This window comes from Clostridium sp. D33t1_170424_F3, assembly GCF_015667585.1.
Classification (GTDB): Bacteria; Bacillota; Clostridia; order Oscillospirales; family Acutalibacteraceae; genus Anaeromassilibacillus.
Genome location: NZ_JADPEG010000003.1, coordinates 19,434 through 34,347 on the forward strand (window position 1 = coordinate 19,434; position 14,914 = coordinate 34,347).

The window sequence follows — 14,914 nt, forward strand, 5'->3', positions numbered from 1 at the left end:
CAAAAATTCTTTTGCTTTCCCAAAGAAAGAATTCCATTGCTTGGCAATGAAACTTTCCTTTCACTTTTAAAAGCACAGAATCTTATTGCGTCAACAATGCAAAAATTGCTTTACTGAAATTTGTTTTACTTTCTTAACGTAAAAAGTCTTTGCTGTCGCTTTTCAAAGCGACGAAAATCCCCGGCGAAAGCCGTGGAAGCAAAGAAAAGCCCCGGAGGCAGCTCCCTGCCTCATTAACAACAATATCACTCGTTCCCACTCGCTCTTCTTAGGAAGAGGACCTCCGGTCGGAACGCTCGCTTGAGGCTAAAGCCTCGCTCGGGGTTCTAAACGACAATCGCCGCTTTTCAGAAAAGCGGAAAAACATATTAAAGTTCCTTACCTGCAAGGTGAAAACATGTTTTGCAAGAGTTTTTAAAACCCCTGCAAATTCAAAACACCTCCCAAAATAAAACAGTAAAACCGTCTGCTTTCGTGTATCTTTTTATTCTACAACCATGAAAGCGCGCCTTTTTGTACATAAAAATCTTTTCACCGGTTTTCAACTTTCCCCACAGAGTTTTCAACACTCTGTTGATTTTCGGTTGAACGCCGAAATCCTTTCACAGTTCGTCCACATTACAATTTGGAAAAAATCAGGGCATTTTTCCGCATTCTGACTGGAGATTGTCCGGTTATCAACATTTCCGCGCCCCCTACTGCTAAAACTAAATCAATAGCTATTCCATAGCAATGCTATATTAAAATAAACCAACAGACATCGTGGAAACCCCGCAAGCCATGTGGAAAACAAAAGCGGACTGCAATTTGCTGGACAGAACGGGTTTCGATCCCTCTGTATATTTATGCAGCTGGTACCTATACGCACGGTATATCTACTATTTGTATAACCATATCGGCAGGCAAATCCCGTCCGCGCGAAGAAAAAAGGGTGAAACAATGAAAATTATCTGCAACAAACAACAATTGACGGAGGCCGTCTCCAACGTGCAGCGCGCGGTCTCCACAAAATCGTCCATTCCCGCGCTGGAAGGCATCCTGCTTCGCGCGGAAGGAAACAGCGTTACTTTATGCGGCTACGATCTGGAGCTCGGCATGACAACGGTCATCGAAGCGGCGGTTGAACAGCCGGGCAGTCTGATTTTGAGCGCACGTTTGTTCGGCGATATTGTGCGCCGATTGCCTGCGGAACAGGTTTGTATCGCCTCCGACGAAAAGCACATCACGGCGATTACCTGCGGGGCAAGCGAGTTCTCCATCGTTGGCATTCCGGCGGAGGAATATCCGGAAATTCCGTCGATCACCAGCGAGACCAGCATCGACCTGCCGCACAACCTGTTGAAAAGCATGATCCGGCAGACTATCTTTGCCGTTGCGGATACGGATGCGAAACCGATTCATACCGGGACGTTGTTTGAACTGGATGGGACGGCGCTGCGTCTGGTCTCTGTAGACGGGTATCGGCTGGCGATCCGCGAGGAACCGGTCCAGTGCGCCGAGCCGACCAGCTTTGTGGTGCCGGGCAAGACGTTGAGTGAAGTCAATAAGCTGTTGGGCGACAGCGACGAGGAAACACTTTCGATTTTGGTGGGCCGTCGCCATATTCTGTTCAAGATTGGATGTTATACTGTAATATCCAGGTTACTGGAAGGCGAGTTTTTGGATTATAAAGCTGCGATTCCGGCGGTAAGCGGCACGGAGGTGCTGGTAAAAACGCGCGGTCTGATGGACAGCGTGGAGCGCGTTTCCCTGCTGATTACAGATCGGTTAAAAAGCCCGGTGCGCTGTGTGTTCCAGGATAATGAAATCAAGATTTCCTGTTCCACCGCGATGGGACGCGCCAACGATCAGTTGGAAGCGGAAATCACCGGTCCGAATGTGGAAATCGGGTTTAATAACCGATATCTGCTCGACGCGCTGCGCAACGCCGACGGCGACGAAGTCCGCGTCCAGCTGAATGGGCCGCTCAGCCCGATGAAAGTCCTCCCCCGTGAGGGCAATTCCTTCCTGTTCCTCGTCCTCCCCGTCCGCCTCAAAAGCGAAGTCGGCTGAACAAGGCTGACAGGCTGAGCCTGTAGGCACGGCGCGAGCGGACGTTGATTCAAGTACAATTCCACGGATGTCCGCGACGGAAAGAACAATCTCCCGTGTATAATTTTAGCCGACAATTTGCTAAAATTTTAAAAAGGAAAATTCAGCCAAGTTCCACCGTCAATGAAAACCACTTTGCCCTCCCTGAGCTACTTAGGCATGTGAGGATACCGGGGGTGAAGGGGGGCGCGAGTCGTACCCACCCGGAGCTCATCTCTCACGCCCCCCTTCGCGTGCCTTTGCCTACTTTCGCGGCAAGACCGGACACGCAGTGTCTGACGCGCCTCCGGCGATGGTCGTTTGAAGCATCGAGCGAGGCTTTAGCCTCAAGCGAGCGTCCCCACCGGAGGTGCCGCCCGGCATGAGGGCAAACCTGCGGTTTTCTCCCGCTTTTGCAAAAGCGAATAAGTGATAAAGATTGCTCATGCAATCAATCTACTTGATTTATATAAAGTTCTATAAGAATCTTTAAGAATTTCAATATATTGTTGATGCAACAGTCTAAGAATAAGATATTTATTGAAGTGAAATAGAAGTTTTTAAAGGAATGTTGTCTGTGCAACAAAGTTCTTTTAACTTTCTAAAAGTAAAGTCTCCCATTGTTTTGGTGATATAGAGAATTTCTTTTTGCTTTTTGAAAGTAAAGAACCTTATTGCTTCCGCGACATGAAAATTGTTTAATAAAATTTGTTTTACTTTTTTAAAGTAAAAAGTCTTTGCTGTCGCTTTTCAAAGCGACGAATCCCCCCGGCAAAAGCCGGGGAGCCAAAGAAAAGCCCCAGAGGCAGCTTCCTGTCTCATAAACAACAATATTACTCGTTCTCACTCGCTCTTCTCAGGAAGAGAATTCCGTTCTCTGCGGAGAACGACCAAAGGCGCTGCCTTTGGAAACCGCCGCTTTTCAGAAAAGCGGAAAAACGCATTGAAGTCCTTACCTGCAAGGTGAGAAATACCGATAAAGAAAGAAAACCCCGGGAGCTTGTCCCGTCCGTCCCGCCACAGCGCGGGTACGATTTCGGCAGCACGAAAGGGCGGGCCGTGCCGACCGCAGGTCCCGCGCCGACTGCAAGTCCCGTGCCGACTGCAGGTCCCGTGCCGACCGCAGGTCCCGGAGGTCAGAGGAAACAATGAAGACAGAAAAAATCCAAATTGATACCGAATTCATCCGTTTGGACGCGTTGTTGAAGCTTGGCGGCGCCGTGGATACCGGCGGGCGCGCCAAATGGGTGATCCAGGCCGGCGACGTGCAGGTCAACGGCGAGCCGTGTGAGATGCGCGGCAAAAAGATGCGGCCGGGCGACCGCGCCGTCTATAACGATGTATGTTACGAGGTGTGTGGTTCTGAAGATATGCAGTCTGGCGTTTGACGGGTTCCGCAACCTGTGTGCGGGATCGATCGAACCCTGTGATGGGATGAATGTGATCTACGGAAAAAACGCGCAGGGGAAAACAAACCTGTTGGAATCGATGTGGCTGTTTACCGGCGGCCGGTCCTTCCGCGGCGCAAAAGACGCGGAGCTGGTCGGCTTTGAACAGGAAAAAGCGTCGTTGATTCTGCGGTTTTACAGCGAAGGACGCGAGCAGGAGGCGGAAGTATCCGTTGTAAATGGGAAACGGAGCGCCGTGCTGAACGGCGTGCCGAAAAAATCCCCCGCACAGCTGGTGGGAACCTTCCGCGCGGTGCTGTTTTCTCCGGAACATCTGTCCCTGATTAAAGGCGGCCCGGCGCTGCGGCGCACGTTTATCGACGCGGCGATGTGCCAGATCAAGCCCGCGTATGCGTCCCTGCTTTCGCATTATAATCACACGCTGAATCAGCGCAATGCGCTTTTAAAGGATATTCCCCGCCATGCCGAACTGCTGGATACCCTGGAAATCTGGGACGACCGGCTGGCGCGGTATGGGGAAGCCGTTACAAAGGAGCGCGCGGCGTACATAGAGAAAATTGAACCGTCCGCGGCGGAAATTTACGCGGGCATTTCGGAGAATCAGGAAATATTTGGTATACAATACCGCAAAAGCGCCGAAAATCTCAGTGAGGCGCTGCGCGCCGCCCGCCGGGAAGACATCCAGTGCGGGCATACCACCGTCGGCCCGCACCGGGACGATCTGGAAGTGACGCTTAACGGCGTTTCCGCCCGGTCCTTCGGGTCGCAGGGGCAGCAGCGGTCGCTGGTGCTGGCGTTAAAGCTGGCGGAAGCCGGCACGCTGGAAAAGCTGGGCGGGGAACCGCCCGTCGTCCTGCTGGACGACGTGATGAGCGAGCTGGACGCCGGGCGGCAGAATTATCTGTTGAACCGGCTGGACGGCAGGCAGGTGTTTATTACCTGCTGCGAGCCCGAAACCATTGCGCGTCTGGAAGTGGGCGCGCGGTTTGAAGTGCGGAAAGGGGAAGTTTATGTATCTACACCTGGGACAGGATACGGTGGTCCGGGTTGACGAGATCGTCGGCATCTTCAATATGGAGACGTCCACGATTTCCAAAACAACGCGCAACTATCTGGCGGACGTGCAAAAGAGCGGCAAGGTGTTCAATGTGAGCATGGAACTGCCGAAATCCTTTGTGCTGTGCTGTGATAAACATGGGAAAGAAACCGTTTATATTTCGCAGATCTCTTCGGCGACGCTGCTGAAGCGTACCGGCTACATGGATGAGATCGCAAACGTGTAAAGGGAGAAGGAAATTATGGTGAAGTTCGGGTTGCCGAAATGCCCGTGCTGCGGAAGAAGATTGAATTGGTTCCGCGCGTGGGCGGTAAAAACGCATGGAGAGTTTCGCTGCGGCAGGTGCGGGACCTGCTCCAACGTGGTGCTGAACCGGCTGCTGTATATCCTGGCGTTCGTTGCGGCGGGCGTCAGCGCGGTGCTGTTTCTGGTGCTGGTGGCGTTCGTAAGGGAATTTGATTTTCTCGCGCTGCTCTGGATTGTGCTGCCGTTTTTGCTTTTCTTTCTGGCCAGCCCGTTCTTTGTGCAGCTGCGGCCTCCGGCGCCGAAGAGACAGCCGTCGGAGCTCCGGCGGCGTCCGGTGAATCCGGAGCGCGCGCCTATAAGGAAACAGGCGCCACAGCAGAATGTGCCGGTGCGAAGGCCCCCGCCGCCACGGAACGGCGGAACCCGGAGACCGCTTTAGCGAATGGCAGGACGGCGAAAACCACCTGTTTTTGCCGATGGATGGAGTAACATTTGAGTGGGAGAGATCACAAACATGGAAATAAACGAAATGACCCAAACGACCCAGGCGTATGATGAAAACCAGATACAGGTTCTGGAGGGCCTGGAAGCAGTCCGGAAGCGTCCCGGCATGTATATCGGTTCCACGGGACCGCGCGGCCTGCACCATCTGGTGTATGAGATCGTGGACAACGCCATTGACGAGGCGCTTGCGGGTTACTGCGATAAAATTGAAGTGAAAATTCTGCCCGGCAACGTCATCCGCGTAACGGACAATGGACGCGGCATCCCGGTTGGCATCCAGCAGAAGACGGGCCTTCCGGCGGTGACGGTGGTCTTTACGATCCTGCACGCCGGCGGCAAATTCGGCGGCGGCGGATACAAAGTGGCGGGCGGCCTGCACGGCGTGGGCGCGTCCGTTGTCAACGCGTTGTCCGAATGGCTGGAGGTCGAGGTATTCCATGAGGGGAAAATCTATCACCAGCGGTTTGAGCGCGGCAAGTCCGTGGAGGATTTGCATGTGATCGGCGACTGCGATCCGGACCGCACCGGCACGCACGTCACGTTTCAGGCGGATTCGGAAATTTTTAAAGAGAGCACGGTATACGAATACGAGACGCTGCAAAAGCGTCTGCGCGAGCAGGCGTTCCTGAACGCGGGCGTGCGGATTGAATTGAGCGACGAACGCGACCCGGAGCGCCTGGTGATCGATGATTTCCAATATGCCGGCGGTATCTCCAGCTTTGTGGAGTTCATCAACAAGGAGAAGGAATCGATCCATGAGGACGTGATCCATTTCTCCTGTGTGGCGCCGGACGACAGCGCGACGGCGGAAGTCGCGATGCAGTACAATGATTCCTATAATGAACTGCTTTTAAGCTTTGCGAACAACATCCACACGACCGACGGCGGCACGCATGAAGACGGTTTTAAGCGTTCGCTGACGCGTGTGATGAACGAATATGCGCGCAAGTACAACATCATCAAGGAAAACGATAAAAACCTGTCCGGCGACGACGTCCGCGAGGGCTTGACGGCGATCGTCAGCGTCAAGATGAAGGAAGCTCAGTTTGAAGGACAGACCAAGGCGCGATTGGGCAATACGGAGATCGGAACCATGGTCAGCCAGCTGATGGGCGATAAGCTGGCGACGTATCTGGAGGAAAATCCGGCGACGGCGCGCGCGATCTTTGACAAGGCGCTGGCGGCTTCCCGTGCAAGGGAGGCGGCCCGCAAGGCCCGTGAACTGGTGCGCCGTAAATCCGAATTGGAAACGGCTTCTCTGCCCGGCAAGCTGGCGGACTGCCAGAGCCGCAACCCGGACGAGACGGAAATCTACATCGTCGAGGGCGATTCCGCAGGCGGGTCCGCAAAAGGCGGACGCGACCGCAAATATCAGGCGATCCTGCCGCTTTGGGGCAAGATGCTCAACGTGGAAAAGGCGCGTCTGGACAAAGTGTATGGCAATGAAAAACTGATGCCGGTCGTGACGGCGCTGGGCTGCGGAATCGGAGACGAATTCGATCTGTCCAGGCTGCGCTATGGCAAGATTATCATCATGGCGGATGCCGACGTCGACGGCTCCCATATCCGCACCCTGCTGCTGACGTTCTTTTTCCGCTTCATGAAGCCTTTGGTCGAGGAAGGACATATCTATCTGGCGCAGCCGCCGCTCTTCCGCGTCAGCAAGGGGAAAAAGCATTTTTACGCGTTCTCCGACCGGGAGCGCGACCAGCTGATGGCGGAAATGGTCAGCGGTTACGAAATCCAGCGATACAAGGGCCTCGGTGAAATGGACTCCGAACAGCTTTGGGAGACGACCATGAACCCGGATACCCGCACCATGCTGCGCGTGGAGGTGGAGGACGCCGCCGCCGCGGACGAGGCGTTCACCGTCCTGATGGGCGATAAGGTCGAGCCGCGCCGCGCATTCATTGAAAAGAACGCCAAATATGTGCAGAATCTCGACGTATAACGATAGTGGAAATACCTTTTACAGGATTAAAGGAGCGAAGCAGCCAAATGAAACCATTTGAGAAAGAAAACGGGGAGACCGGGCAGCCTCCGGAACGGCAGGGGGACCCGTCCCCCTCATCCGAAGGTTACCCGGCGGATCCGGAAGAGGAGCGGGAAGAATCTGTGGAGTGGGACGGAAGCGAGGCCGAACTGGTGGCGGACGGCGACAGCCGGGAATACAAAGACACAGTGACCGGCTTCAAGTTTTCGTACATACTCCGCGAGGAAGAAATCTACGCCTGCATGAAGGAGACGCAGTACGATCAAAAGCGGAAGCGCCGCACGGCGGTGGAGCTTTGTATCTTTTCCGCGCTGCTGTTGTTTTTTCTGGTTTCCTTCTTCCTGTATCGCCAGCCGGATAATTTGTTTTTTGCCACGGTCTGCGCGGCGTTTATCTTCATCATGATTTTCCTGCCGGGCATCCGTATCAGGCAGGACGCCCGGCGCAATGCCGACGGCAAAGAGGTCAGCATGGAGGTCTATCCCGATGAAATCGTGATGGGCCGCGGCGACCGCAAATGGAATATCCCGCTCGACGGTTCCTGCCGCAGCGCGGTGATCCGGCAGAACCTCGTCGTCTATTTTAAAGGTGACGATATGGTCATCCTCCCCATGCGCTGTGTGGAACCTGACATTCTTCCGGAAATTGAAGCGATTATACAGGCCGGAACAGTCCGCCGTATGGCATAAAAGAGAATCCTGTCTGTTCAGTAGAGAGACGAAGAGAATAACTTCTCGTGTGGCAACTGCACCGATAATTTGCTAAAAATTCAAAGAAGAAAATTTAGCTAAAGCTTCGCCGGCAATGAAAACCACTCCGCCCTCCCTGAGCAACTCAGGTATATGGGGGATACCGGGGGTGAAGGGGGGCGCGAGTCGTACCCATCCGGAGCCCAGCTCTCACGCCCCCCTTCGCGTGCTTTTGCTTACTTTTGTGGCAAGACGAAAAGTAAGTGCCGCCCGGCATGAGGGCAACCAGCGGTTTTCTCCCGCTTTATCAAAAGCGTAATAGGTTGTATGATTGCACATGCAATTTGTTTTAGATGTTTGATAAGGAATATAAATATAAATTGCTTACGCAACGATAAGTAAGACTATGTAGTGTAGTAAAATAAAAGTTTTAAAAGAAATGTTGTTTATGCAATGAAAAGAAACTCCATTGTTTTGTGATAAAAATTTTCTTTTGCTTTTTGAAAGCAAAGAATCTTATTGCTTCCGCGATGCTAAGATTTGTTTTACTTTCTTAAAGTAAAAAGTCTTTGCTGTCGCTTTTCAAAGCGACGAAAACCCCCGGCGAAAGCCGTGGAACCAAAGAAAAGCCCCAGAGGCAGCTCCCTGCCTCATAAACATCTCTATCACTCGTTCCCACTCGCTCTTCTCAGGAAGAGAGTCCCGCTCCTTGCGAGGAGCGGCCAAAGGCCCTGCCTTTGGAAACCGCCACCTTTTGGAAAGGTGGATAAATACGTTTTATCCGTTACCTGCAAGGTGAAAACATGTTTTGATGAACCTTTTACAAAAAAGAAAGGAGTCCTGCTTCTTGCCGACCTTCTATGAAGGCGAACCGATCGCCGTTGTCCAGCAAACCCTGACGGAAGAAGAATACGCGCAGGCGGCGGTCTTTGCCGACTCGATGCGCGCGGTCATCAATCGAAGAGGCGTCCGTGCGGCAATCTGTCTGTCGGCGGCGGCGCTGGCGTTGTCTTCCGTCCCCGTGTACCTGAACCAGTATGCGACCGCGTGGATTCCTTTTGTTTTTGCGGGCGCGGCGCTTCTGTTGGCGGTTTATTTTTTCTTTACACAGCCAAAGCGTAAAAAGGCGCATGAAGCCGCCGTTTTTCGGGAAACGCATGTGCTGGCGGAGCCGGCCTCTATTTCCGTTTACCGCGACAGCGTCGCGGCGGAAACGCAGATGGAACAGCTCCGTGCCTATTGGACCGACTATTGCGCCTGTTATGAAAACAGGGATTATATCGTCTGCGCGGGCGGATGGGACCGCAACCTGCTGATTCTGGCAAAGAAAAACATCCCGGAGGAGCGGCGGGAGGCCGTGTCCGCGCATATGCAGAATACTTTTGCGTCGAAGTATCGCCGTGTCGCATCAAAACGGTAAAGGAGGGATTCGGTTGGAGCAAAACACACAATTGACAGTCAGCTTTCTGCCCACACGGCAGGATTACGCCGACTATCAGCTCGCCGCGGTCGAGGCGGCGGCCAGTCCCGGAGAACGGCTCGCGCTGCGTGCCGTTGGGTTCCTGATGGTCATTACCGGGTTCGTCCTTTGCCTTTTTTTCGGGTTGGGGGACCCGTACAACACCCTGCTGTGTTCCCTGCTGGTGCTGGCGGGGCTTGCCGTAGGGTTTTATCACGATTCGATCCAGCCGTTGTTTGTGCGGAGCAGGGCGCAGTCGTTTTTTGACCGCGCACAGGAACGCATGACCGCGCAGACGCTGCTGTTCTATGAGGATCGCGCGGAAATCCGGTCCGACCGGTATGAGGCCGCGCTCCCTTATACGCTGCTGTACGGCGCGTATGAGGATAAAAATCTCTTTTTGCTGCGGTTGGGGCCGTGGGAGTCCCGGTATGTCCCCAAACGCGCGCTGTCCGGTGAAGAATGCGAGGCGCTGCACCGGCTGCTGGAAAAAAGCTTATAGGAAAAATTCGTACGGTAAAAGCATCCATCAAAGCGGAGGATTGTTCCCCGCAGGAAAGGGTTGGTTTCTAAATGGAAGAAATGCAGGAAAATAACCGGATTATTAATGTGGACCTGGAAAAGGAAATGAAAAAATCCTTTCTGGACTACTCCATGTCCGTCATCGTGTCCCGCGCCCTGCCGGACGTGCGCGACGGCCTGAAGCCGGTACACAGAAGAATCCTCTATACGATGTATGAGAACAACTTATCCCCGGACAAGGCGTACCGCAAATGCGCGGATACCGTCGGTTCCGTTCTGGGACGTTACCACCCGCACGGCGACGCGTCCGTGTACGACGCGCTGGTTCGTCTGGCGCAGGACTTCTCCATGCGTTATATGCTGGTGGACGGACACGGAAACTTCGGTTCCATCGACGGCGATCCCCCTGCGGCCTATCGTTATACGGAAAGCCGCATGAGCCATATTGCCGTGGAAATGCTGCAGGACATCGATAAGGATACCGTCGATTTCATGCCGAACTACGACGACCGCCTGAAAGAGCCCGCCGTTCTGCCCAGCCATTTCCCAAACCTGCTGGTCAACGGCTCCACGGGCATCGCGGTCGGCATGGCGACGAACATCCCGCCGCACAACATGGGCGAAGTCATCGATGGCATGTGCTGTGTGATCGACAACCCCGACGCGACGCTGGACGACCTGATGCAGCATATCAAAGGCCCGGACTTCCCCACCGGCGCGATCATCATGGGCCGTGCGGGCATCCGCGCCGCCTACGCGACGGGCCGCGGCCGCATCACCGTGCGCGCCCGCGCGGAGATCGAAGAAGAAAAGAACGGCCGGTACCACATCATCGTCACGGAGCTGCCGTATCAGGTCAACAAGGCGCGGCTGATTGAGAACATCGCCACGCTGATTAAGGAGAAGCGTCTTGACGGCATCTCCAATATCGAGGACCATTCCGACCGCGAGGGGATGCGCATTGTAATTACCGTGAAGCGCGACGCGTCCCCGCAGATCGTATTGAATAAGCTGTATTCGTTCACACAGATGCAGACGACCTTCGGCGTAATCATGCTGGCGATCGTCAACGGCGAGCCGAAGACCCTGACGCTCAAGCAGATTCTAGACGAGTACATCAACTTCCAGGTGGACGTCGTTACCCGCCGCACGCAGTTTGAGCTGAAAAAGGCGGAGGACCGCGCGCATATCCTGGAGGGCTTGCAGATAGCCGTCGATAACATTGACGAGGTTATCAATATCATCCGGTCGTCCAAGGACCGCTCCAACGCCAGACAGAGGCTGACGGAGCGCTTCGGCCTGGACGATGTGCAGACGCAGGCCATCGTACAGATGCAGCTGGGCGCGCTGACCGGTCTGGACCGCCAGAAGCTGGAGGACGAGCTGAACGCCCTGCTGGCAAAGATCGCGGATTTGAAGGATATTCTGAGCAACGGCGACCGCCTGCTGGCGATTGTCAAGGAAGAGGCGCTGGAGGTCAAAAAGAAGTTTAACGACGAGCGCCGCACGGAGATTGCCGCCATCAGCGGCGAGGTCGACATCGAGGACCTGATCCCCGAGGAGGAGTGCGTCCTCACGCTGACGAACTTCGGGTATGTCAAGCGCCAGAAGACCGACACCTACCGCACCCAGCGGCGCGGCGGGCGCGGCGTGTCCGGCATGACCCGCCGGGAGGAGGACGTGGCGACGGAGATGTTTGTCATCAACAGCCACGACTATGTCATGTTCTTCAGCGACCTGGGCCGCGTCTACCGTTTGAAGTGCTACGAGGTGCCGGAGGGCTCCCGTACCAGCAAGGGAATGAACATCGCGAACCTGCTGCCGATTTCGCCGGACGAGCGCGTCACGTCGATGATCCGCGTGCCGCAGTTCGACGAGGAAAGTTATCTGGTCATGGTCACCCGCAACGGTATCATCAAGCGCACGCCGCTTGATGCGTATAACACCACCCGCAAAGGCGGCGTAATCGGTATTGACCTGGACGAGGGCGACGAGCTCTGCTGGGTCCGTATGACCAACGGCAGCGACGAGCTGATGGTTGCGACAAAGAAGGGCATGGCGATCCGCTTCCGTGAAACAGATGTGCGCGCCATGGGCCGCACCGCGCGCGGCGTGAAGGCGCTGACGCTCAAAGAGGGCGACTGCGTCGTCGGCATGAGCATCCTGCGCGAGGGCGGATTGGTGCTGACGGTCAGCGAGACCGGCTACGGCCGCTTGTCCTCCATCGACGACTACCGCATCCAGTCGCGCGGCGGCAAGGGATTGACCAACTACCATGTGGAAAAATACGGGGACGTTGCCGCCATCAAGGTGGTCGACCTGGACGACGATATTATCCTGATTGCAAGCGACGGCGTGATCATCCGCATCCGCGCCAATTCGATCCGCGAATGCGCAAGGCCCAGCAAAGGTGTGCGCGTCATGCGCCTAACCGGGGGCAGCCGCGTCGTGACGCTGGCCCGCACCGCGCATGAGGAGGACGAAGACGAGGCGGATGAACTTCCCGAAGACGACGGCGACGCCAACGACGGCGCGCTGACGCCCGAAGAGATGGAACAGGAGGCCGCCGGTTCCGACGCGCCTGCGGAAGAATAAAGGGGGCTTGCGTATGAAAAAACAGCTTTTGGTTTCCTTACTGGCAGTTTGTATCGCTGCGTCCCTGTTTGCGGGCTGTACCAATCAGCAGAAACCGGAACCGGCGCCGGACAGTTCCGCGCCGCCGGTTTCCTCCAGCGGCGCGCCCTCGAGCAGCGTCGAGGGCACAGTAGACGGGGAATCCTCCAGTGAAACGCCGGTTTCCTCTGTTCCCCCCGCCTCTCAGCCGGCGGAGAGCAGCCCGGGTCAGGTTTTGCCTGTGGAGACGGACGACAAGGGATTTGATGCGAAATTCAGGAATAATCCCATCGACAAGGCCTATATCAAAGACAACAACAACGCGATTTCCAACCGCGATATGGTCGAGGTTTCCGACAAGTACGCGGAAATCTGGAAAAAAGAGGTTTCCTCCGCCTACGAAAAACTTCTGGAAAAAGTGTCCGCCGACCGCTGCGAGACGCTGAAAACGGAACAAAAGGCCTGGAGCGACGGCACGGAATCGGCGCTCCGGGAGATCGAAGAGGAAGCTGCCGCCGTTGGCGGCACCATGGCGCAGGTAGACGCGTCCAGCCGTGTGATGGATTATTACCGCAGCCGGGCCGCAAAGCTGTATGAGGAATTGTATGCGGTGGACCCCGACTATGCATATGATTTTTCTGAAAACAGCTAGACCTCCGGTCGGGACGGCCCAGACGTGCAACGTCTTTCGCGCCTCCGGCGGTTTTCCCAGTAGGCTTATATAAAAAATAATCTTTGGTGAAGTATTGTGGTGGGACGGACGGGACAAGCTCCCGGGGCTTTTTACCTTACAGGTACTGGCCAAAATGCGTTTTTCCGCTTTTCTGAAAAGCGGCGAGATCAAAGGGCGGCGCCCTTTGCCGTTCTCCGCAGAGAACGGAACTCTCTTCCTGAGAAGAGCGAGTGGGAACGAGTGATAGAGTCCTTTGCGAGGCAGGGAGCTGCCTCTGGGGCTTTTCTTTGGTTCCCCGGCTTTCGCCGGGGATTTTCGTCGCTTTGAAAAGCGACAGCAAAAACTTTTTACTTTAAAAAAGTAAAACAAATTTTACTAAAATAATTTTTATATTTATTGCAGAATCAATGAAGTTCTTTGATTTTGGAAAGCTAAAGAAATTTTATTGCATAAACAACATTTCTTCTAAAACTTTCATTCTACTGCATTGTTATAGTTCTACTTATCATTGCATAAGCAACTTATATTTATATTTCTTATCAAGTATTTAAAATCAATTGCATGTGAAATCATACAACCTAATTACGCTTTTAATAAAGCGTGCAAAAACCGCTGGTTGCCCTCATGCCGGGCGGCACTTACTTTTCGTCTTGCCACAAAAGTAAGCAAAAGCACGCGAAGGGGGGCGTGAGAGCTGGGCTCCGGGTGGGTTCGACTCGCGCCCCCCTTCACCCCCGGTATCCTCATATGCGTAAGTAGCTCAGGGAGGGCTGTGTGCGTTTCATTGCCGGCGGAGCTTTAGCTGAATTTTTTTCTTTTAAGCTTTTGGAAAATTGTCGACAGAGATGCTTCATGGGAAATTGTTCTTTCAATTTTGACCCTGTGTAGATGTGATTTTGTATATAAGGGGAATACATATGATATTGTGCTGTAAAGTCTGCGGCAATTTTTTTACCGCAAAGGATCCTCACGATTGTTGCGATTATTGCGGCGGATTGACGGAAGTTCTTTTTACAGATGAGGAGATTCAAGGGCTTTCTTCTGAGGATTTGTGGAGATCGGCAAAGACAGTCAGTGAAAAATATAAGGTACATAACCCTCTTTACAATAAAGATTTGTGGAGAATCAGGGAAGAAAGAGAATTTGAAAAAAGAAAACAGCAGATAAAAAAAGACCTCGAAGAAAGAACAGAAAAGTTCTATATCGATAATATGATGACAACAGGATATTCTTTTGACGGGTATAAAATCGTTTCCTATAATGGCGTCATATTTGGCGAGGTCGTATTGGGCACAGGTTTTCTTTCCGAGTTCGGCGCTTCTCTCTCCGACTTTTTTGGGATAGAATCCAATATGTTTGCGGATAAGCTGAAGAAGGCCAAACAAGCCGCAATTAAAAAGCTGGCGGGAGAAGCGATCCGCACAAGAAGCAATGCGATCATCGGCATTGATATTGACTATATTACATTCTCCAACAACATGATGGGGGTTGTCGCAAATGGAACCGGGGTTACCATTGAAAAGATAGAGTAAGAGAACGAACGCTCTTTGCAATCAATCATCTGAACCTTAACTTGAAAAAGCGGGAAAACCGTTTTGCTGCGCAGCGACCACAGGTAAACTTTTAGTATTATCCACAGAGTTTTCAACCGAATGCTGAATATGTCAATTTACAGCCGG

The 14,914-nt window shown here is 53.6% G+C and carries 12 protein-coding genes; all 12 read left to right on the forward strand.

Going from position 1 to position 14,914, the window contains the following annotated elements; translation table 11 throughout:
• Positions 1–939 precede the first annotated feature (939 nt).
• The 12 genes from dnaN (at position 940) to I4V53_RS02740 (ending at position 14,767) form a co-directional block, all read left to right on the forward strand.
• Positions 940–2,052 (forward strand): DNA polymerase III subunit beta, encoded by a 1,113-nt coding sequence (gene dnaN / locus I4V53_RS02685; RefSeq protein WP_195983854.1) that lies wholly within the window; start codon positions 940–942, stop codon positions 2,050–2,052.
• A 1,166-nt stretch (positions 2,053–3,218) separates the two neighbouring features.
• Positions 3,219–3,458 (forward strand): RNA-binding S4 domain-containing protein, encoded by a 240-nt coding sequence (locus I4V53_RS02690; protein WP_195983855.1) that lies wholly within the window; start codon positions 3,219–3,221, stop codon positions 3,456–3,458.
• Positions 3,427–4,530, forward strand: a complete 1,104-nt coding sequence (gene recF, locus I4V53_RS02695) for a DNA replication/repair protein RecF (protein ID WP_353616461.1) — start codon at positions 3,427–3,429, stop codon at positions 4,528–4,530. The genes I4V53_RS02690 and recF overlap by 32 nt, the downstream gene beginning before the upstream one ends.
• The gene (remB, locus tag I4V53_RS02700; RefSeq protein WP_050696949.1) at positions 4,490–4,762 is read left to right on the forward strand and encodes an extracellular matrix regulator RemB; all 273 of its coding nucleotides are present in this window, start codon (positions 4,490–4,492) and stop codon (positions 4,760–4,762) included. Before recF ends, remB begins: the two co-directional genes overlap by 41 nt.
• Before the next feature lie 15 nt (positions 4,763–4,777).
• Entirely contained in the window at positions 4,778–5,221 is a 444-nt protein-coding gene (locus I4V53_RS02705; RefSeq protein ID WP_195983857.1) for a hypothetical protein, read from the forward strand.
• A gap of 75 nt (positions 5,222–5,296) precedes the next feature.
• Positions 5,297–7,237, forward strand: a complete 1,941-nt coding sequence (gene gyrB, locus I4V53_RS02710) for a DNA topoisomerase (ATP-hydrolyzing) subunit B (protein WP_195983858.1) — start codon at positions 5,297–5,299, stop codon at positions 7,235–7,237.
• A 47-nt stretch (positions 7,238–7,284) separates the two neighbouring features.
• A complete protein-coding gene (locus I4V53_RS02715; protein WP_195983859.1) occupies positions 7,285–7,968 on the forward strand; it encodes a hypothetical protein in 684 nt (227 codons plus the stop codon).
• An 847-nt stretch (positions 7,969–8,815) separates the two neighbouring features.
• The gene (locus I4V53_RS02720) at positions 8,816–9,388 is read left to right on the forward strand and encodes a hypothetical protein (RefSeq protein ID WP_195983860.1); all 573 of its coding nucleotides are present in this window, start codon (positions 8,816–8,818) and stop codon (positions 9,386–9,388) included.
• A gap of 13 nt (positions 9,389–9,401) precedes the next feature.
• A complete protein-coding gene (locus I4V53_RS02725; RefSeq protein WP_195983861.1) occupies positions 9,402–9,929 on the forward strand; it encodes a YcxB family protein in 528 nt (175 codons plus the stop codon).
• A gap of 71 nt (positions 9,930–10,000) precedes the next feature.
• Entirely contained in the window at positions 10,001–12,544 is a 2,544-nt protein-coding gene (gene gyrA, locus I4V53_RS02730) for a DNA gyrase subunit A (protein WP_195983862.1), read from the forward strand.
• Positions 12,545–12,557: 13 nt separating this feature from the next.
• On the forward strand, positions 12,558–13,214 hold the full coding sequence (locus I4V53_RS02735) for a lysozyme inhibitor LprI family protein (protein ID WP_195983863.1): 657 nt from the start codon (positions 12,558–12,560) through the stop codon (positions 13,212–13,214).
• A gap of 1,016 nt (positions 13,215–14,230) precedes the next feature.
• On the forward strand, positions 14,231–14,767 hold the full coding sequence (locus I4V53_RS02740) for a heavy metal-binding domain-containing protein (protein ID WP_195983864.1): 537 nt from the start codon (positions 14,231–14,233) through the stop codon (positions 14,765–14,767).
• Positions 14,768–14,914 lie beyond the last annotated feature (147 nt).